Origin of the sequence: Phocaeicola sp. RTP21359st1_B8_RTP21360_211022, from assembly GCF_040911965.1 — a bacterium.
Lineage (GTDB): Bacteria > Bacteroidota > Bacteroidia > Bacteroidales > Bacteroidaceae > Phocaeicola > Phocaeicola vulgatus.
The window spans coordinates 65870-92449 of the sequence record NZ_JBDFXP010000021.1 but is presented as its reverse complement, the minus strand read 5'-3'; the positions used below and the strand labels follow the sequence as shown (position 1 = coordinate 92449).

Below are 26580 nucleotides of genomic sequence, written 5' to 3'. Positions count from 1 at the left end.
TCGTGTCGGTGGCGGCGTGTACCGTGCGTCCGGCAGGGTCGCTCACTCCGGAGAACCTGCCGTTGCTGAAACGGAGCTGTATGTGAAGCCCGTCGGGGTTTTCTATGCGCGTCATGCGCCACGCGCCGCCGTCCCGCATGTCGAAGCGGTATGTGAGCAGGCTGTCATGGCTGTATGCCTCGTAGCCTTTTTCGGTGCGGCGCAACGTCACGCGTTCCGTGCGCATGTAGAACTCGCCGCCCGGTGCTATCGGCGGGAAAGCGACGGCACGGCCGTCCTCCATGCGGAGCATCGTCACGCCCTCGTCCTCGAAACTTTCCACCGTGCGGTCATAGCAGCAGTGTACGCCATGGCCCAGCCAGCCCTCGTACTCCGAATCGGAGTACCATGCCCGGCTCCATTCCAATGGAAGCGGTGACGGGAAGCCGAAGTCCGTACCCTCGTAAACCACTGCGCCGTTGACAAGGTTCACCGGCTCAAAGCCTAATTTACACAAGAATCGACTTAGCTTGTTAGGCCCTTTGGTTATTTGTCTTTTCAGGTTGAATTTTCTTATCTTGTTCCGTGCGCATTTCATCAGGGAACTGAACCCTATGCTCGCCGCAAGTCCCGTCAGCATTCCGCCCCAGTCGGGGACATAGGGACCGCCTACCATGACGGGCTTGCCTGTGGGAACAGGAAGGGAAAAGGAGGTCGGGGCGAAAAGGCTCGGTATAAGTTTGGTCTTTTTCCCTTTTTTACTGAATGATGCAGACAGCGGTATGCCCACGTCGTTGCACGTCATCACCATGTGACCTTTCGGACTCATGCGGCTGCCGTCGCAGAACACGGTCTGCGAGGCGAAGAAGTTCATGCTCTCGTGGCCAATCATGGAGGCCATGGCGAAAGGCCCGGCAAGCGGGATATGCGCCAGGGGGATAATCATGCCACCGGTGTCCGAAACGCCGCGCTTCAGCCCGTTCACGCTTACGTTCGTGCCAAGGAACGGTATGTAGTCGGCGGGGTCCATCACCATACCTATGTAAGGGTGGATGGGATTGAAGGGGGGAGCTGTCGTCACATGGACGTCAACTCCGACTACCATAGTGATATGACTGTCCGCAAGTAACATAATCAGACTATTTTTGGTTTCTCAGTGAGTATTCCGCATCGAGTTTGGCTGCCAGTTCCTTTGTGGAAAGCTGCCAGTCCTCGCCATATAAGTCAGACATACGTTTTGAGATTTCGTCTCTTTTTGACGAATCAAGGCTGTATGTTTTGTCAAGATAGGTAGAGGCAATAAATGAGAGATTGATGATCTTTAAGTCTTCGTCAGAAAATGAGTATCCATACTCAAACGCCTCATTTAAGATCGGTTCGTATGTAAGCCTGTCTTTTTTCAATGCCATAAGTAGTGCATAGTTGTATTCATTTACAACCTCGGTTTTCATATTGACCTCCTTGGCTATTTTGACGGCTGTCATAAATTGTTTGATGGCTTCTGTTATATCTTTATTGTAACTGTGTACAGTTCCTTTGTAATTATAGAGTTGTAACAGGATTTGTGCGCAATCCTGCTCATCATGGTATTTGGGAAGGACCAAAGCTATCCCTTTGTCAAACAAATCATGGCAGAACCCGGCTTCGCGATGAAACTTCACCATGAATCCCCCAAACATAAGGTAGGACGAAGCCATAAATGCCGTTCCGCCAATTTCACGGCTTAGCCTTATCAGTTCATGTCCCAGCTTCTTTGCTTCATCCTTGTTTCCTTTCGATGCCGCTTCTCCAAGTTCAAACAGGCATTTCCGATATTTTACGTTCGGATCTTGTGGATTACCTTGGGTCGCAATTTCTTTGTATGCACCGGTCATATTCTGATTTGGGATGTCTATTAGGCATATCTTGCCTTTCATTTCAGACAGCAGGATATCATAGACTTCTCTCTTTTTATAGTCAATTAGAATAAGTGCAACCCCTGCGGGCAGTCGCTCGGCAATGTCCTTTATTACTTCATTCAGAGCTTCCACATCGCCAATGCGGGATATGAAGAGGGTTATGCCGAGTAGATTGTCGTTTCCGACAAATGTCTTGAAACTTGTAACAAGACGAATATACAAGTCTCGTAGTTTATCTGCACTTAGAGAACTGACAGATGTCAACTCTGACTTGAATGAAGAAAAATCCGCCCAATCCCAATCGGGATTTTTCTCTACATCCATGGAAAACGAATCTATCCATGCTTTTATCAAGAACTTATAAAAGTCTGTTTTATCATCATAGTCAACTTTGAAACCAACAATTATATCCGACGTGCAGCCATGTTCGGAGGCTTCAAGCCGTATGAATCCTTCTACAATTTGATAATCGGTTGGTTCGCAAACGAGATAATAAATCTTTGCATCGGGAAATTTCTCCCGACTTTCAATCCATAAGTCCTGTACGTTGCTGATTCTTATGGCTATCGGATTATGTTCGTTGTTTATCATGGATTAAAATTAAGTAAACCGCCTTTTATATTTGTCATCGCAGAACCATCCACATCAACGGTTGCTCCCGTTGCTTTTAGTGTTGCAGATGCTTTTATGTCGATTGTAGCTGCCTCTTCCTTAATGGACGTATCACTTTTTATTTTTGCCTCGGACTTACCTTCAAAAGTGGATGTCTTACCAAGTACCTCAACCTCTGAATCGGCTTCAATTCTTATCTTTTCGTCAGCAAGTATCTCCAATTCTTTGGAATGGATGGTTATTTTGTCCTTTGCATCAATGGTGATGGTATTGTCACCGTTCAAGATGATTGTGCTTCCGGTCGGATCTGCAATGGTGACACTTCCTTTTTCATCATCAAGCGTTATGGTACAACCGCTGCGGGTGGTCAGGCTTTTTGTTTTGTTTGAACTGCCGCCACCGGTGCCTGACTTTCCATGGAATAAGCTGCCAAGTACAAACGGACGGTTCGGGTCATCATATCTGAATGCCACCATGACTTGGTCTCCCTTTTCGGGTATGAATACAAATCCTCTGTTTGTGGCCACTTTGTCGCTTGTACCTGCGTCAGGAGTGAGTACCCGTATCCACGAGGTTTGCATCGGGCCGGTCTGCCAGTTCATCTTGACTTGGACGCGGCCTAACTTTTTCGGGTCCTCGTTGCTGACAACCACGGCCTGCTGTGTATGAGCGACAGGCAGAGGTACATCCGGGCATGGAAGGGTGGGAATAGAGGACGGAAGTGCGGTGAAATAGTTCTGGTAACTGTCACCCATACCGGCTACGTGGGTTATTTCCGTAATGATATAGGTGCCGATGCTATTTTTTACGTGGATACCTATTCCTGTATGGATAGCGGTATGAACATCTATGATACTGCCCACCGTAAGGATGCGGCAATCGCTTTCCCCGGTGATGAAACTGGATGCGGCGCTGTCGCTTTGCTGCCTGCGTTGGAAATAGGCGTCAAGTTCACCCTTATTGGTTATGCGCGGTTCCGCCCGTTGGACAGCGGGAGCGGTAAACAAAGCCAATGACGAGTCAAAGGCCGCTTGTCCCAATGTGTTTTGTCCGGCTGCGGTATCGGGGGATTGACCGTTATAGGTCTGGTCGTTCACCGAATGGTAAGAACTTCCCTTTATTGGTCGGGCAAGTGTCTGCGAGCAGACATCGAGCACGGATAGTTCCTCGCCGTATGTCAGCTTGGTCGTCAAGCCGGCCTGTGGCTTCCCGAATACAAGGTTCTGTCCGTCGTAGTAGAGCCATTCCTGATATTGGCGGGCAAGCCGTTGTATGAATCTGAAGTTGGTTTCCTCGTACTGGCATTCGTATTCCAGCTTCGATTTCGTTTCCGGATTGACAAGAGCTTGTACTCCTGCCTTGTCTGTAAGTTCCTTAACGATGTCAGACAAGGATTTGTTGCACCATGAGGCACAAGTGTGGTCTGACTCCAGTAGGAATGTTGACGAATATCCCGTCACTTTTATATTTCCGTGTGTTCCACCGGAACGATGAAGTCCCACCATGGTGGCCACGCCGACAAAAATAGTGCCGCCGAAGTCCATGATTACTTTTTTCCCAACCCAGTCTTTTGACGCCTCCGGGATTTCCACACCATAGGCTTCTATGGCTTGGATATCCAGCGTTATCTCAAAGTAGTGATGCTCATTGATACTCTGTTTGAGCATCAACTGCACAAACGACGGCATGGGTATGCCGGCTATTTCCAATGTGACTTTTTTTTGTTCCAGCATGGCGGCATTATATTTGACGGTTTATATCCAAATTGCCAAAGCCGCCCGGCGGAAGTCCGTCGGACGGCCTGACAAATGTTTTGATTTAGGATTTACCTATGTACGCCGATTTATTTCTTCGGCCAACGGTTGTCAAGAGCTGCGCTGCCGACGATGATTTCTTCAGCGGAGAACGTAATGGTGATTGTCATAGGCACATCGTTGTTCGCGTCCAGAGTTTCCGAGTAGTGAACGATGTATGCGTTCTTGAACTGGATCTCCTTCATCTTGGCATCTTCCTCCGTTTTTTTGTAGATAATCTTTCCTTCTACAGGTTTGAAAGGACTGTTCAACATCGCTTCGATGACAGAAGTGTCTTCTGTTGATTCGATGGTTGCTTTTACTCTACCGCCCAATACGCTTGAAGAGGGCATACCTTTAGGGTCTGTGTTACGACTAAACTCATAGTTTGAATAAAGGACGTCAAATTCCTTGTTGTTAAGTTCCAATGATGCTCTAAATGCCATAATACTTGGATTTAATGGGTTAAACTTAATTATTTTACTTCGGTTTCTCCGTCCTTGCGCCCTAACCGGTATAGATGCAAAAAAGAGAAAACCTCAAAAACGATTTTTTGAAATTTCCTCTCAGCCTCCGGATGACTCAGTTTTATTGTGGGAAAAAGAGAAGAAAATAAAACATCATCTTTGATGTGAGCAAATATAAGTGCTTATATTCTTTTTTCCAAATTTTTTAGCGCGTTTTTTTGCTGTTATTTTCATTTTAACACGTTTTAAACTAATGTTCGTGTATAAAGCCACTGTCCTATATGATTAGAAACACGCCCCGTTGATGATGTGTCGCTATTAAATTGATTCCCGGTATTGTACAATAACACTTGTAGAAGAAGTTTCATCAGGAACGGACGAAACCGTCGGAAAGCAAACTGCTGCCGGAATGCAGAAAAACGGTATCCACCGCATGAAAGTGGCAGATACCGTTAGCAGATTGACTATGCAGTCTGAATGTTTGCGTATGTCCTAATTCTTACGCCCGTATCGGCAGATGAGCAATGAACTTAATACCAGGAGTGCAAGGGCAATCATCCATGTGTAGATCTTCCGTTCCTTTTCCAAATGTTCGATGTCTGCCGCTTGTTGTTTGGAGCAAGTTGTCAGTATATTAATCTGGGATTGTTGTGCCTTGTAGATATCCATAAGTTCAGAATTAATCCGTTGCTGTGTCTCCAGCGAATTTTGGATGTTCTTGAAGTTGCGGTTCGTCGTATATGCGTCACGGATATATCCGGGCGTGCTTACCTGTAACGAGGGAACTTGTATGCTGTCCGGAAGGTATGTCAGTTCTGCATTATTGCGCCGTTCCGTTGCGAAGCTGTTGAACAGGAGTATGCCAACAAGTGTGCCGCTGATCAGAAAGGCTATTAATGCTATGATGGCAAACATTGTGTTTGATGACTTCGCGACAGGTTGTTGGTACTCTCGTTCAAGCCATGGATGATGGTTCATCGTGTGAGGCGGAATGGATGTTCCATACTCTACAGTCCGGACTTCGGCATTTTCTTCGGTCTCTTTTTTCTCAAGAGCCTTACGTCTTGATATATCCATAAATTCGCGCTTGGCAATCTGGTATTTATCCGCTTGATAAATTACAAGGTCGTTTTTTACCAGCCAGTCAAGAACGTCCTTGACACTCCGTTCTGATACCTTGAGGTTGCTGATGCTCCAAAATATTTCTGCACAAGATACCCATATTGGCTTCTGGAGGCACTTCTGATATAGGATTTCAAGAATCTCTGCCTGTAGTTGTTCTCTTGTTGGTTCCATTTTATTTACAGTATTAATTGTTTCGGAATAAAATAATATTTCTTGCCGGCGATGAATACAGGTCTGAAAAGGTTGCGTTGATACATGTCTTCCAGTCTCTTCATCTTTGAAATCAGGGCTGTATAGCCACTATTAAAGTCCGTCAGTTCAACCTTTCTTTTCTTTAGTTTCTTCACCTTTGTTGAATTTAAAAGGCTGTCATTGGCCATGACTCCCGTCTTACAATAGAAGATTTGAGCCAAATATGGATTTCTGGGCAATACTTTTCGATAGAAACTTCTGTTTATGCTTTTCTTTTGCCGGTTAAATTGCTTGCGAAGCACTCTTAGCTCCTTTTTCCCTATGTTATCTGAGAACTCCGGGAGCAGTCCCCTGTAGCTTTGCAGCAGTTCCATCACTTCCTTGTCATCGAGTAGATATCCATATTCGTACCCGTCCATTATACTGTCCGCTACGGAGGCCTTTATATAGTAGGTGTCATTCACGCTGTTTCTATCTATATCGTCAAGGCTCATACTGTCAGGATTTTCCGTATGATGGAATATATGCGTCAGTTCGGATGTGGGACGGCTTCTTAGGACACCTATATTTCGCTCATAATCTTTAAGTGAGTGCAACAGTAGGCTGTCCGTCTCGAAAGATTGCCATAATACGGAATCCAAGGCTGTTTCCAAAGCGTTGCTTTCCAGCCTGTTTCTACCTTTAGGGAATAAGATTCCTCCTACCGTAAGGCTGTTGTATGGAGCATCGTACAGGTATAAGTTGGCATCCGTAGCTTCTATGTTCTTGAACAGCTCCGTCTTTACCAGTCTGCTGTCTGCGATATAATTGGATATATGGTCTATGTATTTCGTAGAATGGCTGTCCAGAATGGATTTGGCCTGCAATAGGAAGTCCTGATAAGAAGTGCCTGATGCTCTGTCTATCTGGGCAAACAGAAGCCTTGCCGGTTGGGTTGCCAGCCACGAGAGTTGTTGCTCGTGCAAGGATAAAGTTTGTTTTGACCCTAAAATGACAAATACATTGTTGCTGAAACGGCTTTCGTCATCATAACGGGAGATTTGTTTGATAGCCCCGCCAAAACCGTAAAACGATGATTGTTCCTCTTGCTCGTTTTTCTGTTTGGAAGAAATGGATTGTTTGATATAGTCGAGCCAGGCTGAAAAGTCCTTGGTTGGGGCCAAATGTCTGTTTTCTCCGTTGGAGGATATGCAAGTTGCTGAGAAAGTGTAGTCATATCCGGGCTTCATTTTCAGCTTTAGGTTCTGTAGCACATTGATATATGGGGATAGATAAGGCAGGTCGGCATCATTGAACAGTACATGTATGTTCACGTTTTTGTTTTCCGCTTCCATCTTTCGGACATCGGAAACCATGATGTCTCCGCCTTTGATATTGATGATTTTATTCCAGTTCTTGTCCCAGACGGACAAAGGATAGTTCAGCCGGATATTCCCATTCGTTATAGGCCCTGCCGGGTTTCCATCCAGGTTGAACAACATCGTACCCTGAATATTCGCATTATGTAATGCCAACGTATCGGGATACATTAGGTTGACAGCACACAACAAAGAATCACGGTATCGTGAATAATCAATATGATACACCTCATTTTGGCCGACTTCTGCAAGAAGGTCAGCGGGAACCCACCCTAAAAAGCGTTTGGTACTGTCTGATAATGCGGGAACATTGGAAATCAATGCGGATTTGCCGCTCTTGTCCAACTTGTATAGGTAAACAACCTCTCCGCTGACAACTACTGCATCCGTTGTTGTTTTCAAAAACGGCTCTCCGTATATTTTCAGGGTATCTCCATTGAAGAATTGATGGATATCGAACAGCTTGTTAATGCTGTTTATGCCTATACGGTACCTTATCGGCTGGTTGTTGCGGGGATTGATGCGGGCATGGTCGTACATCAGTACATTTTCTGATGGTATCCATCCGGCATAATTGACTTTACGGGGTTCCTTAAAGTGTCTCTTGCTGTTATACAGGAAACCTATTATCGACTTGGGCTTGCCTGTAATGTCTGGGTCAGCCTGAACGAGCTTGTAGGTTCCGTTCTTTTCACCTACTATGTAATAGGGTGTGCCAATCCCGTGTGAAGACCGCTTACGCTGGAAATACGGGTCTTCATAACTTTGATTTCCGGTCCTGTCCGAATAGACAATTCTGTTTGTCTTGCTTTTCTTTGTTTTGACAGGAGCGTCTGTTGATTCCGGATAATTGAATATATCCCTATCCATTATTTGTATTCTGTCGCGGATGGACACTTGGGCAGATACGTTGCACGCAAGAGTAATCATCACGGCCACAGAAAACAGATTTCGTATGAGATTCAGTTGTTTCATTTTTCAATATAACTTTGTGTCACATGGATGGACTTGACGCAATTCAAATCGTCAATTTTCACATCATCAATACTCACACGCTTTTTCCTGTTGCTTTCAAGAAAATGCAGTCCTTGGCAATAGCCGTTGAAGTCATTGTATTTTTCATCATTGATGACGACCACTACCTGGTCTGCATCAATGCAAAAATATTTGTTACGGATATAATTCGTATGTTCGTAATAGACCGACCTTTGTGAGACTTTGGCGTCAGCTATGGCTTGCAAGTGTTTTTTAATATCATTCTGTACCAGTACCAACGAATCCACCGTGACCAGTTCCTCTGCTTTTTCAAAGCGTGGGAGAATGGTTATACGGTGCTTCACCGGATATTTCGTCGTATTGGTTTGTAATGAGATGGTGTATTCTCCCGGAATATCATACGAATACACGACTTGCTGCTCGTATGCGTCCACAGTACCGCTTTCTCCAAATTCCCATAGCCATGTGTCCATACCATAGCCTTCTGCCGAAAAGACCAGCTCTTCGCCTTGATAACCCTCTGACACTCCATTTATACGGGGTATGGAATCAATGGCCTCATGCTCCAGCCCTGAGATAACTTTGATATACTTGTTTACGGAGTGTTTTCCGTCTATTTTCAAAGTAATAAGATATTTGCCGGCCTTACGGTAAGTGTATGACACATCCGTATTTCTCATCAGTGTATCACCGTTTCCCATTTCCCAAATGAGCCGCTTGCCTTTAATCGCTGCCGTATCGTTGACTAATAGTTCCAACCGCTCATTGACCTCATAATGAAAATTATCATTGGTGTCATATACATAAAAGTCAATATTGGCAAGGTGCGACTTCGAAGGCAGGAACAAAAACAAAAGGATACCTGCCATGGCAACCAGTCCCAATATGATGATTGTTATAGTTTTCTTATTATCCATTGCGAATGTTTTATAAATTGGCTTTACATTCTTCCAAATCCCGTTCAATCAGTGCATTGTTATGTACCAGACTGTTCAATTCCTCTTTTATGTCGAATTGGCATTTAAGCATTCTGGAGGACAACACGCCGAAAAGGAATTTCGTATTCATATTGTTTTCCTTGTATATATGCTGCAATTGGTAAATCCCATCCTTCACCTCGTCCATCTTTTGTACCTGATGAATGTTGAAGTCCAGAGAGTCAATCTCATTCCAGATGTTCTGCGCCTGCTGCATATGTGTATGCTGGATTTCAAAAATGCGTTCGGAATGGTTGATTTCGTTTATCAACTCCGAACTGTCCTCTGTCGGTACGTTGAGTATATACCGGCAAAGTATGATATAAATTGCGGCTACTGAGAAAATCAGCAGCAGGAGGAAACGGATGTTTCCCCATAGCATTTCGTCTTTTGTCATGGCTTCGTCAGTTTATTCTTGGTTAATTCCTGATATTTGATTCTACACTTTTCAAGTTGCTCCATGTTGCTTTCACGCTTTTTGCTTTCGCGGTCAAGGTCATCCATTGATGATTGGATGACACGGATCTGTTCAAGCATAGCTTTATACACTTCGTACTTGCTTTTATCGGCCTGCATTGCAATGTCATTTTCCATTAATAACCGTTTTTTGGTTATCAATTTTTGCATGTGCTTGTGTTCACTCGAATTTCGCCGCTTGGTCTTCAGATTGTTCAAGTCCCGGAACAATTCTTCTATCTGGAAGTTAAGTTCTGCCTGTTTCTTGAACACATTGTCATATTCGGCCTTCTTGCTTTCAAGAAGGGATATTCCCTTTTGTGCAGTCACAATCGTTACGATACCTCCGGTTGTGGTAACAATCAGTGCGATAGCGAATACCAAAGTAAATCGGAGTTTCGCTTTCAAACGAGCTATTTTGTTTTCTGCTTCCATACTTGCTATGATTTAATCGCTCAACCTATAAACGACCATGATCGTTTCTTTTGAGCCTCTATTGTTTCGTGACTTTCGTCTCCTACTATAATATTCTCACGAACCATTCCGATGTATTCCAGTTCACTCATTTTGTGGAACATATTGCTGAGCAGTGTCACAAATGCCCCTGCCGTCTGCAATGACTGGTTTATATTGGTATGGTCATACATAAGCTTGGTTACGCTCTCTATCTTCGTGATAAATTCAGAGGGTGTGACATTGGTCCACTCATAGAAATATTGGAGCAATTGTTCTCTTTCCGTTTCGGAAAGACTTTGAAGAGCGGAGTTCAGACCGTTTGCAAGCTCATTCACGGCCTGCACAAGATATATCGGCGGTTGCTCTAAGGCGATTTGTTCGATAAAGAAGATTCTTGAGTTGTAAAAGGCCGAGAAAGCCTTACACAGCTCAAATGTATTATTGGCAAGCGTATCTCTACGCTTGTCAGCAACATTCCTGCTGTAAATGAGTTTCACGTCTTCTTTTATCGACTGTAGGGTACGTGCCAATTGGGAAATGAATGTTTTAATCCCATCGTGGCAAGCGGAATGTTGTACCGGTGGAATATATTGGTGATTGATTTTATAGGTATTCCCTTGTCTGCATACCTCTGCCACCAGCAAAAAATTCTGGCTGTAGAAAGATTTGTTGACTTGGTTTTTGGGAACGATATGGAGTTTTATGCTCGGCAAGACATACGGGTGATGCAAAGGCACCTCTTCCGGGTCCGGTTCACCGACAGGTATCAAGTGATACGGATCTACGGATATTAGTACCATATACTCGCTGTCCTCGGCTTGCAGACCGGATTCTGAAATGGTTGCACAGGGTTTCTCATCCCCGTATAAACCGTCGTAATAAACGATGGGCAGACCGCCTTTGGTGATTGCGTTGCAGCTTTTCAGGCGGACACAGAGAGTGGACATGGTATCACCTGAAATCTCTATTTCAAGATTGTCACCTATCCCTTCAAGGACCTCTCCAAGACCATAGTTATAACTGGTCAGACTCCTTCCTGCTTCGCGGTTGAGAGCTTCCGTTTGGCAATACTGGTTTGCAAAGAAATGCTGGCTGGTCAGCTTCAGACCATTGACCCAGTTTACAGGCAAATATGTTAGTGTTTTCATATATTATGATGTTTTTGTTTCTACTTGTACACGCCGGATATATATCGTTTGATTATTCTTAATCTTATTGCCCTCACTCGTCAGAGTGGGGTCAAGTATTCTTATGAACAACGGGAAGTTAAACCATTTTGAGGTATAGAACATCCATCCGATTTGCATATCTTCCTTCTCTGTTTCAATCTTGTTTTGGGGGAAACGCCTGTTTTGGTCTTCGATAACCCAATTGAACCAATTCCCAAGAGATATTTCATTGGGCAGGCGGACAACCAACGAAGCGTATGTCGGGTCTTTTATATTCCGTTTGATCTTGACTTTGACTGTTCGGAAGCCGAAGTTGTCTATGTTGTCCCAATATTTCCGGTCAAAGGTACCATAACTCAATTCCCATGGGGTATATATCGGATGCGGGATGTCCAGGAACAGGGTTCTGCTGTACATAATCAGATATGGGATTGCAAACCACAGGATATTTGTTGTGTTCCATAGCGAATAAGGTAGCTTGCTTATCAGTTCAAACAGCAGATAATAGCACCATCCGCCTAAAGCGCATATTGTGGTTAGAGTGAGAATGACCGCTGTTCGGGAACTGCCAATACCGATTGCTCCGAACAAATCGGAGGTTGACAGTTTGCAGAACAATGCTCCAAGGAGGATATAGGACAATATCGTGAATGTCAAGCCTCCCCAGACGTATTCGTTTTTTAGGAAACCGAACAGGCTGGGTAAAGCGACGGCAATGGAAGCCAGAAGAATGAATATGATTAATTTCTTCAGGCTAAGTTTGCTCTTGATCGTTTTTATTCCGGTCAAGACAAATATCATCACGGCTACAAATAATGGAGCCAATAAATAACGTGCAAAGAAATATAGCAATATCTTCATATTATTAGATTTTTCATAAGTTCATATTATATCCTAATCGGTTTTCTCCGAGTATAAAATCCGTTTCTCCACGTACCAGATAATCAACTTCGATATTTCTTGTTGAAAGGATGAAAAATTCAAGTATCCGGCGGACATTGGATAGATGCGTTTTTACCTCCTCATAGTCATCTGTCGGAGTATCAAGGATGATTGTCGCCGTCAAATCATCGGTTTCGCTTATCATTAGACCATTAAGGCCTAATGTCTGTCCGACACATCCGGAACCGACGGAAAGGTAAACCGTTTCATCAATCTCATGGACTTCCAGTCGCAGTTTCACCTTCAATCCCAAAACGATAAGAAGCAGTTGCTCGATAGCAGGCAGGTTCTCTTTATACCGTTCTGCATTGCAGAGGAATAGGAACAGCTTATATTTCTGATGGGAAGTAATGGATAGTTCGACATTTTCCATTACTTCAATCATCTTGATGAAGTTCTTCTTGGAGTCCGGGTCTGAAAAGAAATTCAGATGGCGGTTATTGATACGGACCTTTTCTTTGAAAAACTCTGTATCAAAGGGTGCAAAGAATTGTATAAGCTCTTTATCCTGTTTTTCATTGGCTCGGATGGCTTCAACTATCTCCTTGTTGCTCATGCCCGGTGTGCTAAGCACCAATGGATGAAATAGTAATTCCGGCAATTGATGGTAGATGCTGTTTCTTGCCAGATTCAGTAATATATATTCTTTGTCGGCATTTGTCGCCGCGATATGCTGTACCGAAACGCTTAATACATCTCTGGATTTCACACGACTGTTCATACCATGGCAATTAACCATAGTATGGTCCAACAGCCGCCGGTCAAGAATAAATTGAAGTTCATCATAAAAGATTTCTGCGACAAAATTTATTGCCTGACTTCGTTGGATGCTTTCCAAGGGCTTCTTTTGCGTTAACATTGTTCCCATATCAGTTCACCGTTTCGATAGTTTATGACGATGTTGTCACCCGGCCTGATTTGCTCAGAGACAATCAGACGAGATACGGACTTCTTGATATAAGTTCTTATGACTCCAGCAATCGGACGTGCGCCGTATTTGGGAGAATACCCTTTGTTTGCCAGATGTTGCAATGCTTCATCCGACAAATTCAACTGGATGTTTTTCTGTTTCATCAGTTGTTCTTGCAATCTTCCAAAATGGAGGTTGAATATCTGTTTGGCGACATTTTCATCTATTGGCGCAAACGGAACCACCTCGGTGAGACGTCCCAAAAATTCAGGTCGGAAATACTGTGCCATAACCTCGATGAGCTTTCCGGAATCAGGAGTATGTCCGGATTGTATTTGTTCCACAATCCACTGGCTTCCGATATTGGAGGTGAAAATGATTATGGAATTTGAAAAATCTCCTTCCCGGCCCAGTTTATCATGTATTTTGCCTTCATCCATCATTTGCAGGAAAACATCATAAACGCTGCTATGGGCTTTCTCAATCTCATCGAATAACACTACCGAATAAGGTTTCTGTCTGATTTGAGTGACCAGTAAACCACCTTCCTCATATCCTACATATCCCGGAGGTGCACCATACAGCAATGCAGCCGAATGTTCTTCCTTGAACTCGGACATGTCAAATCTGATCATGGCTGATTCGTCATCAAACAGTAACTCGGCCAGTGATTTTGTGAGTTCTGTTTTTCCCGTTCCGGTAGGGCCAAGGAAGAAGAATGAACCTATAGGCTTCTTGGGGTCACTCAGTCCGCTGCGTGATTCTATAATGGCATCTGATAAAGTCGTAATAGCCCGGTTCTGTCCTTTGACCCGTTCTTGCAATTTGCTCTCGATGCTCAAAAGTCGATCCTTCTCGCGGGCTTGTATTTTTCCGATAGGTATATTGGTGCACTCCGCTACAATCGCCTCTATTTCCGAAGAGCGTATCTCTTCAATAGACTGGTCGGATAGTGCCTTTAATTCTTTGATGATGCCCGACAAACGTCCTGCTTTTATCGCGATGTCATCTTCTTTATCCCATACATAGTTGTCTGACAGCTTGGTGGTCAATACGACACTGATTTTGCTGAATACAGAACGGTACAGTAAGTAAAGCGGCCCTTCAGATATTTTTTCGTCGAGACTCTTTATTTCCTCAAAATCCGTTTCCAAATCAGATACACTGGCTCGTGCATTCTTATTGCATAGCCGGACGGCAGCAGCGGTTCTGTCAAGCAGGTCGATGGCGGCAGATGGCAGGCTGCGTTCCTTAAAATATCGTTTGGAGAGTGCGATTGAATCTTTAATACACGCATCTGAAATTCTCAGCTCGTAATAGTTTTCAATCCTTTTTTTATGTAATTGTATGGCACTTTCAAGCGTAGCCGTATCCAGTTCTTCAATCTTTATAATATCAAGACGCCCTTCTATCGGATGCTTTTCGATGTTCTTCCGGTAAGAATCGTTCGTGAGTGTGAGAACAAGATTTGCGGCTCCCTCGCTGATTTGCGCACTTAATATGTTGATAAGTGTGGATGCTTTGCCTGATACGCTGTTCTCCAAAAGGACCTGTAAATCATCAATCACCAGCACAGCTTGTTCCAATTGGTTGAGCTTGTGCATCAGATTGACAACTTTTTGTGCTATCTCCGTTTCAGACGAGGTTGATGCGAGCAGTTTTGCCGTATTGAGTCCGACAATAGATATTTGCTTTAACATCTCGTCTTCATTCTCACAGATATCTTTGACAAAGGCGTTGATGATGGAACTCTTCCCGATACCGGATTCACCGACAATCAGTATGCCCTTGTTCTCTGAGCGTTCGAGGCATTCTAAAATAGTACGGACCTCTTTTTCCCTACCGACGACAAAGCCACCGGCATTGATGGTTTCTTGCTTTTTCAGGTTGTCGGCATAAGGAACGCTTGCTGTTATCTGCATTTCCTCTCCTTGATAAGAATGCAACGGGGTAAGGGCATTGTAGTGGGACAATATGTCATCTTCCGAAACATCCAGCATCTCTATCTGCTGATGCGAATACACGACACCTTCACGCAATATGGCGGTAAACACACAGATGGAGTCTATGGAATCCGCTCCTAATTTAATTTTAGACCGTTCGGATTCATCCAAGACCTTTGACAGTTCTTCATCAGGTTCCACTTCTTCTGTGGAAGTACCACTGGACCTATACATTTCGCGGTGGGTGTCAAACCATTCCATTATGTAGCCGACATCCTTCTGCATCGAGGATAAAATTTCCTTTAGACCCGTGTTTTCTGCAAACATGGCCATGACAAGATGTGACACGCCGAACGTGTTATGCTTGTCTTGAAGTGCCATTCCTCTTGCTATCTTAAGGGCAGACACCAAACTTGGGCTATAATTGCTATCATTCATACGAATTTGATTTTATAGTTTGAATTACATACAGAGCGTTCAGTCAAATCTTTTTCAAGATAATGGGCCAATTCTTCCAGATTGGGAATTTCATCTTTATCAAATTGTCCAAACTTTATCTTGACCTCTGTCACTCTGATTAATCCTTTTTTGCTGTCAGGAGATATAGTCACGCCATTACCGACTTCGACTGATTCAACATGTTTTCCCAGCTTGTGCAACAAGTAGCTTTTGATGTCTTCTTTAGATATAATCCGTTCCCGGGACAACAGACCGTACCTTAAACTATTAATAAGTTCCTGTTCGCTATCATGCGTTGTTCCTCCTTGCATACAAGTGCGCAACATGATGCCTGAAGCGTCATATTTTTCTATGTTGAATTGTTGTATCAGTGTGCGTTCATTGAAACCGTTCGCCAGAGATCCGGAAGTCACCCAATATTTTATCTCGGCATTGGTCGCATCCTTTTGGGGGACACTTAAAACAAAGGCCTTTATTTTGTTATCTCCTTTTAGCGTGGCCTCCAATCCTTTCTCTATATCATTTATCTTGTTGAACAACTCTTTGAGCTGCGTCGAAAGTGCATCCGGATTCATTGAAGCAAAAGCACTCCCGTCTTCTTTCATTAATTGTAACACTTTTGAAATTAATGAGCGGGCACTGTCCGAATCAAATCGTTCAAGGTCGCCAAAATACAGGCTGAATATACCTGTCGGATTTTCCTCATACTGGTTCAGCCGGTTTACATATTCCCGGCCTTTGTTGTCTTGAAACGAGCGTATGTTCAAGAATTGTGTACGGCCCGGACATTTCAGGGGTATAATTCGTCCGGTGGAACGGAAATTATGCTGTTTGTAAACGATTTGTCTGTTTACAACCGGAAATGTGTTCAAATATACTTCCAGATTTTCAAGACTTTCTTTCGTGAATATTTCCGGAAAGACTATCTTGACCCAAAAGAGATTCTCAGAGTCATCCGGGACCTCACAGTCGGCCACATAACCGGGAAACATTTCCCGGTAGGTATGTTTCTCTTTGGAAGCATCTTTTATACTCACATTAAAATATAGGTCACTATAAAAATCGCGGATTTCATCAAAGTAGTGCGCATTACTATATGGATCTTCAACATGAAGGCCTGTTTTTGTATTCAATCGGTTTCCTGTGCAGTCATAGAAGAAAGCCATATTCATAAACGGAAGCAACCCCATATCGGAAGGCTTGATACAAAACATTACAGAGTCCATTTTTTGCAGGACTTCTTTAGACACATCCAGCCCGACCCAGACGCAATAATCCGCTATCCGGTTTTTATGGCCAAGGAAGCGTGTTGGAGTGCTAAAGCTATCGGTTGAATGCCTTATACTATCGTTGTATGCGATTGCTTTGACTTTTGCATCAACCAGTTTATAGGAAAACAAAGGGGTTATAAAGACTTGAATATCCCCTTTGCCAAATATGTTTTTCTCTGCATAAAAGTGATCTTCGGCATCAAGTTCGCAACATTCCCCATGATTGGGGGTAATAGTCATAAGCGCATGGGCCGGCTTTGGCAGCGACCATTTGTTTCCTATGAGTATTCTGGACAGGCGGTGAAGTATCCGTGAATCGGACTGATCTATTTCTTGATGCAGCTTGTTGGACTCATGGGCAAAAACTTCAAGCAGCAAATCTATCACGGGGTCCATATCGCGTATATCGGATACACCCCAAAACTCCATAGCCTGCTTTAATATTCGTTCCTTTATTGCAATTTGTTTCTTGTCTGACATAGTTCGATTATTGTGATAAAGGGCTTATATATAATGAGGTGTTAAAACTGAATTTCTCGTTGGTTCTATCCATTATTCCGGTCACGGTTATTTGTGCCTTTCTTCGGATATGAGATACTTTATCTATATTTTCTTCTTCTATTTCCAAAAGGGTAACGTTCACATCTACATTCCGTAGTCTCTTTTCATATTTCTCTATCGTTTTTATTAAGGAGTTTTTTACTCCTTCCTCCCAATCGCTGATTTTCACAAGTTGGTTGAACTCAAGGTCCCATATCATGGAACCAAAGTCTTCTCGGCCGATAACTTCCCCATGGTGAGAAAGAATCAGTAGCATGATGTGTTGGGCTATCGATTCCTGATAGGAACACCTTTGCAATTTCTTGGCAACAGCCGATTGCAATTGTAATGGCATTTTCAGGTAAGTCATACTATTCTTTTATTTTATTCTATTTCGCAAATATACTCTTTTCCTTGTTAGATGCCAATAAAATGCTCCTAAAAATTTGACGGTTTCAGAAATAATTCATATATTGCGCACGGTCACAAAACCAAAAGAGAGCTATAAAAAAAGTATGATATTAAAAAGTAAATTCTATGGCAATCTACAATTATGGAATTGGAGGCAACGAAGTAAAAGTCGATGCGAACGAATCCATCGCGGAAATCCCCTCCAACCGAACTTTGATAGTTCAAAAACTGACAGATGAAGCTCCTGCGGCTCCGGAAAGCGTGTATGGTTTGGAAACCATTGAAGATGTGTTCCAACGTTTTGAACCAACAGTTGACTTATGCCACGTGGATGCGGAAGGTAATGAAATCAAGGAAATCATGACATTCACCGGACTTGGAGACTTCGGAGCCAAGAAGATTAAAGAGAAGAGTGATTTCTTGAGTAAACTTGACATTGAGAAAGAGCAGGGCGTCAGAATAACTCGCCAGCTTACTTCCAACCGCGCTTTACAGAAAGCACTTGAAAATCCGGAAGTCAAAAATGCCATTATGGACGTGATTGAATCATCAATCGAGGAGATTCTGGCAAATCAAAAGAAAGTAGAACTTTAATCTTTTACTAAGATGAAGCAGGAAACTCAACAACAGACAGCCAGTACGACAACCTCACAGAAAGTCGTATCACAACAGGCGCAAAAGTCATCTGCATCGGCAATAGACAAACTCAAAGAATTTGGTGGCTTCGCTTTTCTTGAAAATATCATAGATGGGTATTCCAATCTTAATCCGGCACGAAAGGCCCGTCGCAACATCTTCCTCACGGATGAACAGTGGGAAAATGAACGTAAGGCCTTGGTTAATCGCTTAAGCGTATGGCTCAAACTCTTACGTGAGAATGACACTGCCGAACAAATGCGGGACAAGGCCAAAGAAACCGCAGAAAACGCCGAGAACCTTCTTAATCATAACTTGAAGAATGCTCTTGCCAGGACACGGGAACTTGAAAGCGCATATCGCACTATTGCGTTCTTTTACAAGAACACGGAAAGTGATAAGGTGAAGAATGTCACCATTGTCAATGCGACCATGGAGCAGCTTCAGGATTTGGACAATACCATTTTCGCTGACCACATTAGCAACGAACTCAAACAAAATTTTGACCGTCTTGACCTGCGTCGCAACTACTCCTTGCTTGTCGTTCCTGGATATATAGGCTCAAATGCCATTTTGGATAAGTGGTCTAAAATGGCATACGAGAACAAGGTTTTTCTTGTTACAGACTTTCAAGACCTTGAAACTCCGGACGATGTAGTAGATATATTCTTCAATGCCAATCATACGAGTGGAGATGTGTTCAAATCGAATACTATTATGACCTGTAACTGGTTGCTTGGTCGTCAAAGAGAGGAAAGCGTTGGAGAAGAAGAAAATCTTTATATTCCGCCATCTTCTTCACTTGCCGGAAAAATATACAACACCTTAATGTCTCAGGTAGTAGCCGGAAAGAAATTTGGTGGACTTAATGAAGTAGAAAGTGTACGCTTCGACCTTCGCAAGAGCGAGATTTCCGAGCTTGAACGTATGGGTCTTGTGCCGATGGTGAACGAGTACAGCAAGGTTATGGCTTTCTCCGCCAAGACATTATTTAATGGAGATAATCTTGGCTTGCAGACCTACTCCGTAGTTCGTGTATTCGACTATATAACGAAGGTACTGATTGATTTCCTGAACCGTCGGGCATTTGAAAATTGGACTACTCGCACGGAAGCAGATTTACGTGGTCAGGTTGTGAAATTCCTCGATAGTGTAATGGGACCGAACAAACTCATCGAACGCTTCAAGGTTATGAAGATTGAACAAGACCCGAATCAGAAAGACCGTGTGCTTCTTGACATCCACATCACACCGTATTTCCCGGCAAAAAGCTTCGTGATACAGCTTGCCGGTCATAAAGGCGATAATCCGGAGGATGCTATTTGGGAAAGCGAATATCATCAAGAATAGTATTGAATAATTTTAAATTTACAGATGGGCATAATGTATGTCCATCTGTAAATTATTTATTCACTTATTTGAATAAAGAAAAGAAAGAGTATTGGATAAGAATAGGTGTCCGTAATCAGATGAGTATCCTCAATAGCGTGGCGAAATCGGACAAGCTCTTGCACACTTTAATGTAAAAGTGAACGAGGGTTAAGCCAAAGGAGCCATACTCTTTTAGCCTCATGCTATATCGCATATTCACAGAAAAAGCATTATTTATGCAGCTTGCCAGTCATAAGGATTGGTTGCTATGAAGGTACAATACTGGACGGTAAATATCATCAAGAATAAGTAAAACATTAACGAGTTGTATATTTGCCACTTTAGACAAATATTTCTCGTTCATATAATAAAAAGGTCTGAAATGGAAATTACTTTGCAGCAATTTGAGGCAATGTGCCAAAATCGACAATTACATAATGGTTATGTTGAAGGTTTAGGATGTGTATTTTGGCGGTCTCGCTATGTCATATCATCTGATACCACATCTACTGAATCATTTTCCACACCTTTCTATGAATTGGTAGTGATAAAGGATGAGAAAAATATTGAAAGTGGATTGCAACCATTAGAGGGGCTGATAGACAAGGGAACTACTGCTTTGTCTTTATATGGTATTGCAAATTCTTTTGAGCAATTATCTCAAAAACCTATTGTCATTGGAGAAAAGTATATTCAGATAAACAGACAAGGTACTTTGGTTCGTAATCCCAATAGAGTATATACAACAAAAGGTGAAGTTGCGAAAGGTGTAGGTAGGAAAATCTATTTTGCAGGGCTTATTATTGATACAGCACTATGGATTTCTGGTAAACAGACTTTTTCCGAGGCGGCATTAAATATGGGAGTGAACACGGGTATTTATATTATCGGTGCTTATTGCCCTCCAGTTGGAATTGCTCTTGGTATTTTATGGTTCATAACCAGTGTTTCAAAACGTCCATATATTTCCCCGCCAAGTTATGAAGAAATACATGGTACTATTACTCCCGCAGATGCAACAAGAGTTGACCGTCCTTATTATTGTGAACCAATGAGAGTCAGGCCCAATCATAAAAAACATATATTAAGACAAGGAAAATGATACCACAATACAATGAATATAAAACGTAATACATCCTCTTTCAAAGAAAAAAATAGAGTTTCATTTTTCGATAATATATTTTATTGGATTTGGACAACTGTACCGTCAAAGGGGTTTCCTGACCGTTCTTTTGTAGTTGTTACGGTATGTCAATTTTCTTATGTGTTGCTTTTTGTTTCTATTTTGTTGACTCTATTTGATGACCAAGTTCAACTTTGCATATATGACAAACCAGAACCTATAGCTATTCCCATGCTTATATTGTTGATAATATTATCTTTTATCAATTTAAAAATATATGATGAGAAAAAATATCAAAAATTGGAACATGACTTTAGACTGATGTCTGTTCCACAAAGAAAAAAATATAAAAATATTTTTTTTCTTTTCTTGTTGACTACCATATTAGTTATATTAGTTGATATAATGCTTCTTTATTCTTATAATTCTCACATGAATAATTTAACATGAAGTTTTCTTTATATGAAATCATTAGGGTCTCATTCAAATTGACTTCTCTTATCGCAATCGGAAACTATCAGGGATTTGATGTAGATGTGCAGCAAGTTTTCTTCGTGTAGAAAGTGTTCTTTTTTCAAATTGGATATTTTTCCCATAATATAGCAATAAATAAGCAATTAATACGTCGCTTTCTGAAATGCAAATTTATTGGCAACGTAGTTTTTATATTCTGTCTATTGTTTGTAAAGCATAAAAATGTATATTTGCAACAGACCCAATTGCTCTATATCAAAACAAATGAAAGAGAATGGAATAGCTGTATAAATACTTACAGCCTACCTTGGGATATTATCGTCAATTCAGAAAAGAAGAAGTTTATCGAAAGCTAAAATAAAAATATTTCCTTTTACTGATTTTTGCAGATTTATTTTTATAACATACTATATAATAGTGAAACAGAAAGAAAAGAAAGCTCGAAATAGGAGGACAAATGAACAAATAGACAAGGAGGTAATATCCGAACTTGAAAAGCTTGTAGCTGAATATGGTTTTGGTAATGTCAATTTGAGTGCATTGATGAAAGCTGCAAACATAGAAGCTAATGTGTTTTATAGAAGATACGGCTCGATGGACAATCTTTACGACAGGCTTGCCAAGCAGTATGATTTCTGGATCAATGATGCTATTGACGTTTCCAGCCTGAACATATTGGGACCTAAAAAGTTTTTTGCGGAAACATTCAAGACCCTTTATAGGAACTTGTCTGATAACACTGTAATGCAAAAGTTGTTACTTTATGAAATGTCGGTTATCAATGAAACGACAAAGAGAACAGCAGAAACACGGGATATTATGAATTTAAATTTGATTGCGTTTTATGACAATCTGTTTAAACCGGCGAAAATCAATATTAAAGCTATTATGGCGAATCTGATTGGAGGAATTTATTATCTGATACTTCATAGGAGGTGTGCGAAAACCTGTACAATAGATTTTAGTACTCAAGAAGGGGAAAAGGTCTTTTTCGAATGGATAGATTATCTAACAGATACCATTTTTGACAAACTGGAAGCGTATGAAAGGAATAGAAAAGCAGCTCAAGAAATGTTATCTGACGGCATAAGTGAGTTTAAAATATGCAAATATATGGGTATCAATAAAAATGACTTGAGAATACTGCTTTCAAAATAACCATAGAAATTCACGAGAACTTTCAAAAGAGTCTAAAAAGTACATATAAGTGATTATGGACTTAATAGTCTAATCAGGCCATTGGAGCAAGGGGTATTTGACATTAGCTATTGTCGGTTACTTTTATAATTTTTTTCTATATCCATCTGTATAAGGACTGATAGCCTGCTACAAGAAAAATCTGACACGCTTTGTGTAGCGCGTTACATAAAGTGCGTCAAGTTATTTTTCAAAGGGTACACGAACAGACTTGAAATTGCGGATAATGATATAACTATTCACAGTTTCAAGATAGTCTTTGGATCTTAGTCCTGCATGTCCGTTCTCCTGTTTTATTATTCCCTGCTTTAGCGTTTTCTATTCCTTTTTTATATACTTCTATTTATCGCTTTTCTGCTGCCGTGCAACCTGCCGTGGATTGAATTTTTCCGCAAAGGTAATCGCCAGTCCCAGTCGTGTCAATGCCGGCATTCAGCCGCAAGTGAAGCGCAAAAATCTTCCTCTCCGCTGGTGAGCGTATTTTTCCTCTTCAGCCTTGCCAAATTGTTCCTGCCGCCTTTGGATGCAGAAAAAATCATCCCGGAGGTCGCAAACAGGCCAAACAGAGGGAAATAAAGAATATTTATAAACTAAGGTAACGGTAGGATTAACCACCTGCCACAAAAAGAATTTATTATGTTATACGTTCACACAATTGGTCGCATTGGCAAGGATTGCCAGGTTATTACTGGAGCACACGGTTCATTCATTGCATTTGATATTGCGGTAGATGACTATTCACATGGAAACAGCATCACTACTTGGGTAAGGGTACGGAGTAAGAAAGAGAACCATATTCGACTATCCGAATATCTTACCAAAGGACGGTTACTGCTCATTGAAGGGACACTTTCGGCTTCACTGTGGAAGGATAAGGATGAAAACTGTCAGATTCAACTATCCATTACGGCAGACACATTGGAGTTCATCAATACCGGAAAGCGTGAGGGTACAACTTCAGAAGCAGAGAGTCCGACAGATGCCGCAAGCAATGTACCTGTACCACCGGTAGCTATGCCGCAAGAGGACAAGGAAGACTTGCCGTTCTGATGATGTGCATATAGAGTATTGAACAACAATAAATACTAAATGTAGTATTTACTAATTATAGTAAAGTAGGAAGTTAGTGAGTTACCTATTACTGAAAGTAGTATTTACTACATTTAGTCTATTAGTATTTTAGTATAGTAGTAAATACTAAAATACTCTTTTTAGTAAAATAGTATATACTAATTATAGTATTTACTAAGAATAGTATTATCTTTGTATCGCATATAAAGACATCAAATTATGACAAAAATTATAGCTGTTTTGAATCATAAGGGTGGGGTTGGCAAGACAACTACCACCATCAATCTTGCCGCTGCTTTGCGACAGAAGAAAAAGCGTGTACTGGCTATCGACATGGACGGGCAAGCAAATCTTACAGAATCGTGTGGTCTCTCCATTGAGGAAGAACAAACGGTGTATGGGGCAATGAGAGGTGAATATCCCTTACCGGTTATCGAACTGGAGAACGGACTTGCTGTTGTGCCGTCCTGTCTCGACCTGTCGGCGGCAGAATCCGAACTGATAAACGAGCCGGGACGTGAGTTGATACTGAAAGGTCTGATTACGAAGTTGCTTGACAGTCGGAAGTTTGACTACATCCTGATTGATTGTCCACCTTCACTGGGCTTGCTGACACTCAATGCCCTTACCACAGCGGACTTTCTGATTATTCCGGTGCAGGCACAATTCCTCGCCATGCGCGGAATGGCGAAGATTACAAGCGTAATTGAGATTGTCAAGGAACGCCTGAACCCGAACCTGAGTATTGGTGGCATTGTTATTACCCAATTTGACAAGCGCAAGACACTCAACAAGAGCGTAGCTGAAATTATCAATGACTCTTTCTGTGACAAAGTGTTCAAAACGCTTGTACGGGACAATGTGGCACTGGCCGAAGCTCCTATAAAGGGAAAGAACGTCTTTGAGTACAATAAGAACTGCAATGGAGCCAAAGATTATATGGCTTTAGCACAAGAGGTTTTGAAATTAAAATAAGACAATATGGGCAAGAGTGATTTATTGAAAGACAGTATGAAAAGCGGACTGGACGGATTGCTGTCATCCACGAAGAAATCTCCGCAAAAGAAGGAAGCCACACCACTTAAAACTGAAAAAGAGCCTGCGGTACATTGCAATTTCGTTATCGACAAGAGTGTTCATACGCGTATGAAATTCCTTGCTATTGAGAAGAATATGTCATTGAGAGACATTGTAAATGAGGCGATGAAGGAGTATTTGGAAAAAAACGGTAAGTGAGGGTATGTTCCTCGCTTACCGTTCTTTTAAATCTGTGACTTCTGTTAGTACGTTATGCCGATATGTATTGCTACATATCAGTCATTGACAACCCTTTGTATGACAGGGAATAACCTTTGAACTCTCCCGTTGCACGCATGAAAGCGGCTGCTTTCGCTTCCAGTTTTTCCATGTCGATATTTTCGGCCTTGCGTTTGACTTCGAAAAATGTCGCCGTATCGTCCAGTTCGTTTTCAGCTACTATGTCTATTTCGTTCTCACCCTTGCGGTCCCACCAGCCTCCGATACGCGTATAGACTTGCCGTTCTATCAGTACACGCTTAAAGTAACGTTCAAGCATCAGACCGCTGAAAGTTTCATAATCCCGACCTATAATCATCTTCACACTTCCATAGTTCTCTATCTCCAGCATATAGCTGTACTTGTAGATGAAGCGGAACCAGAACGTGAAAAAATTATCCTCGATGACATACCGGACATTCTTGGCGGAACTCTTCTCGAACAGCGGTTGCTTCTTCGATATGATTTCGTATTCTTTTTCCAGCTTGGTAAGATAACCGCCGATTTCCTTGCCTACCACGTTTTCAATTTCCGAACGGGATGTTTTTCCTCGTGCAATGGCCGATAGTATGGAGAAATAGATTCCGTAATCCTTGCCGAACTCTTCGATAAGAATCGCTTTACCCTCGCCCAAAAATATGGAGTCGGCCTTTATAATCTGGTCGAGCATAGTCGTTTTGGTTGTTGCTCCTGCATCCACGAGTAGTTGTACATACTTCGCCACACCGCCCGTGAAAGCGTACAATGCCAGCAGATCTTCCGCCGTGTAGCCGGGGTTGTATTCCGAAAGAATATCTTTCAGAACAGTTGGGGTAAACGGACGCACAGTCATAAAGCGCGACTGCCGGTTATACAACGGCTCTTTCTTATCCTTGAATATCTTTGTCATCATGGAATAAATCGAACCACAGACAATCAGGTTAATACGGGACTTCGGGCTGTATAGATCCCAGATGCGCTGCATATCGCTGAACACCGATTTGTTCACACGGAAAAACTCCTGGAACTCGTCGATAAAGAGTGTGATGGGACGTTCTGCCGAAAGTTTCATCAGGTACTCGAACACATCGGTAAAGTGTTCGGCCCGCCCCATGGTTGGGACTCCCAACTTGTTCTCTATTTCAAGCCGGTAGTCCTCACACAAATCGCCTTCGGCTTTCCGGGCAACAAAGAAATAGAGAATCGGTTCGTCTTCGTATGCCTTCCACACGAGTGATGTCTTACCGATACGGCGACGTCCCGTTACCACTGTAAACTGAGCATTGTTTTTGGCCATTTCGCGAATCTTGCGAAGAGAGGCTATTTCTTCTGTCCTGTCAAAAAATCTCATATCCTTATCCTTTTTTATTGCTGTTTCCGAAACGGCTGTTTCCGAAACGGCTGTTTCGTTACTGCAAAAATAATGCAAATTTCTGGTAAAACAGGCAATTGATACAGATTTATTTAGCGAAATGGCTC

24 protein-coding genes are annotated in these 26580 nt (G+C 42.2%); 8 read left to right on the top strand and 16 right to left on the bottom strand.

All coding sequences use genetic code 11. The features are described 5' to 3' along the window. The 15 genes from AB5062_RS12540 to AB5062_RS12470 form a co-directional block, all read right to left on the bottom strand. On the bottom strand, positions 1-1111 hold a 1111-nt coding region (locus AB5062_RS12540), incomplete at its 3' end, for a DUF6531 domain-containing protein (protein WP_368329696.1). A 7-nt stretch (positions 1112-1118) separates the two neighbouring features. After that, complete coding sequence (locus tag AB5062_RS12535) at positions 1119-2468, bottom strand: hypothetical protein (RefSeq protein ID WP_009041037.1); 1350 nt, start codon at positions 2466-2468, stop codon at positions 1119-1121. Further along, positions 2465-4222 carry a type VI secretion system Vgr family protein gene (locus AB5062_RS12530; RefSeq protein ID WP_009041036.1) on the bottom strand — a complete coding sequence of 586 codons (1758 nt, stop codon included), beginning with the start codon at positions 4220-4222 and terminating at the stop codon, positions 2465-2467. The genes AB5062_RS12535 and AB5062_RS12530 overlap by 4 nt, the downstream gene beginning before the upstream one ends. Positions 4223-4332: 110 nt before the next feature. After that, positions 4333-4728 carry a type VI secretion system tube protein TssD gene (gene tssD / locus AB5062_RS12525; protein ID WP_004310139.1) on the bottom strand — a complete coding sequence of 132 codons (396 nt, stop codon included), beginning with the start codon at positions 4726-4728 and terminating at the stop codon, positions 4333-4335. Positions 4729-5241: 513 nt separating this feature from the next. Next, the gene (locus AB5062_RS12520) at positions 5242-6045 is read right to left on the bottom strand and encodes a DUF5457 domain-containing protein (RefSeq protein ID WP_009041035.1); all 804 of its coding nucleotides are present in this window, start codon (positions 6043-6045) and stop codon (positions 5242-5244) included. A 5-nt stretch (positions 6046-6050) separates the two neighbouring features. Beyond that, positions 6051-8399, bottom strand: a complete 2349-nt coding sequence (gene tssR / locus AB5062_RS12515; RefSeq protein WP_009041034.1) for a type VI secretion system protein TssR domain-containing protein — start codon at positions 8397-8399, stop codon at positions 6051-6053. Next, complete coding sequence (locus AB5062_RS12510) at positions 8396-9337, bottom strand: PKD domain-containing protein (protein ID WP_009041033.1); 942 nt, start codon at positions 9335-9337, stop codon at positions 8396-8398. Before AB5062_RS12510 ends, tssR begins: the two co-directional genes overlap by 4 nt. 10 nt (positions 9338-9347) lie before the next feature. Next, complete coding sequence (gene tssO, locus AB5062_RS12505) at positions 9348-9794, bottom strand: type VI secretion system TssO (protein ID WP_004310143.1); 447 nt, start codon at positions 9792-9794, stop codon at positions 9348-9350. Next, positions 9791-10288, bottom strand: coding sequence for a hypothetical protein (locus AB5062_RS12500; RefSeq protein WP_005777317.1), 498 nt, complete (start codon positions 10286-10288; stop codon positions 9791-9793). The genes tssO and AB5062_RS12500 overlap by 4 nt, the downstream gene beginning before the upstream one ends. Before the next feature lie 20 nt (positions 10289-10308). Then, positions 10309-11457: a hypothetical protein gene (locus AB5062_RS12495; RefSeq protein ID WP_005777318.1), complete on the bottom strand. Its 1149-nt coding sequence runs from the start codon at positions 11455-11457 to the stop codon at positions 10309-10311. Positions 11458-11460: 3 nt separating this feature from the next. Next, positions 11461-12339: a TssN family type VI secretion system protein gene (locus AB5062_RS12490; RefSeq protein WP_004322089.1), complete on the bottom strand. Its 879-nt coding sequence runs from the start codon at positions 12337-12339 to the stop codon at positions 11461-11463. Positions 12340-12352: 13 nt separating this feature from the next. Continuing rightward, on the bottom strand, positions 12353-13288 hold the full coding sequence (locus AB5062_RS12485; protein ID WP_009041032.1) for a hypothetical protein: 936 nt from the start codon (positions 13286-13288) through the stop codon (positions 12353-12355). Then, on the bottom strand, positions 13273-15711 hold the full coding sequence (locus AB5062_RS12480) for an AAA family ATPase (RefSeq protein WP_009041031.1): 2439 nt from the start codon (positions 15709-15711) through the stop codon (positions 13273-13275). The genes AB5062_RS12485 and AB5062_RS12480 overlap by 16 nt, the downstream gene beginning before the upstream one ends. Next, a complete protein-coding gene (locus tag AB5062_RS12475; RefSeq protein ID WP_009041030.1) occupies positions 15708-17483 on the bottom strand; it encodes a type VI secretion system baseplate subunit TssF in 1776 nt (591 codons plus the stop codon). Before AB5062_RS12475 ends, AB5062_RS12480 begins: the two co-directional genes overlap by 4 nt. Before the next feature lie 7 nt (positions 17484-17490). Continuing rightward, positions 17491-17913 (bottom strand): GPW/gp25 family protein, encoded by a 423-nt coding sequence (locus AB5062_RS12470; protein WP_004310150.1) that lies wholly within the window; start codon positions 17911-17913, stop codon positions 17491-17493. A gap of 167 nt (positions 17914-18080) precedes the next feature. Here AB5062_RS12470 and AB5062_RS12465 point away from each other — a divergent pair, with 167 nt between their 5' ends. The 8 genes from AB5062_RS12465 (at position 18081) to AB5062_RS12430 (ending at position 25062) form a co-directional block, all read left to right on the top strand. Further along, the gene (locus AB5062_RS12465; protein ID WP_004310151.1) at positions 18081-18548 is read left to right on the top strand and encodes a hypothetical protein; all 468 of its coding nucleotides are present in this window, start codon (positions 18081-18083) and stop codon (positions 18546-18548) included. Between the two features lie 12 nt (positions 18549-18560). Further along, complete coding sequence (locus AB5062_RS12460) at positions 18561-19940, top strand: DUF5458 family protein (RefSeq protein ID WP_004310152.1); 1380 nt, start codon at positions 18561-18563, stop codon at positions 19938-19940. Positions 19941-20343: 403 nt separating this feature from the next. Then, on the top strand, positions 20344-21063 hold the full coding sequence (locus AB5062_RS12455) for a hypothetical protein (RefSeq protein ID WP_005777329.1): 720 nt from the start codon (positions 20344-20346) through the stop codon (positions 21061-21063). Between the two features lie 12 nt (positions 21064-21075). Continuing rightward, a complete protein-coding gene (locus AB5062_RS12450; RefSeq protein ID WP_008776218.1) occupies positions 21076-21534 on the top strand; it encodes a hypothetical protein in 459 nt (152 codons plus the stop codon). 441 nt (positions 21535-21975) lie between these two features. Next, positions 21976-22716, top strand: coding sequence for a TetR/AcrR family transcriptional regulator (locus AB5062_RS12445; protein WP_008776219.1), 741 nt, complete (start codon positions 21976-21978; stop codon positions 22714-22716). A 675-nt stretch (positions 22717-23391) separates the two neighbouring features. Then, on the top strand, positions 23392-23805 hold the full coding sequence (locus tag AB5062_RS12440) for a single-stranded DNA-binding protein (RefSeq protein ID WP_009041029.1): 414 nt from the start codon (positions 23392-23394) through the stop codon (positions 23803-23805). Positions 23806-24045: 240 nt separating this feature from the next. Next, the gene (locus tag AB5062_RS12435) at positions 24046-24801 is read left to right on the top strand and encodes a ParA family protein (RefSeq protein WP_009041028.1); all 756 of its coding nucleotides are present in this window, start codon (positions 24046-24048) and stop codon (positions 24799-24801) included. Between the two features lie 6 nt (positions 24802-24807). Further along, a complete protein-coding gene (locus AB5062_RS12430; protein ID WP_004310159.1) occupies positions 24808-25062 on the top strand; it encodes a hypothetical protein in 255 nt (84 codons plus the stop codon). A gap of 70 nt (positions 25063-25132) precedes the next feature. Here AB5062_RS12430 and AB5062_RS12425 read toward each other — a convergent pair whose 3' ends face one another. Then, positions 25133-26452 (bottom strand): ATP-binding protein, encoded by a 1320-nt coding sequence (locus AB5062_RS12425; protein ID WP_005777343.1) that lies wholly within the window; start codon positions 26450-26452, stop codon positions 25133-25135. Between the last annotated feature and the right edge of the window lie 128 nt (positions 26453-26580).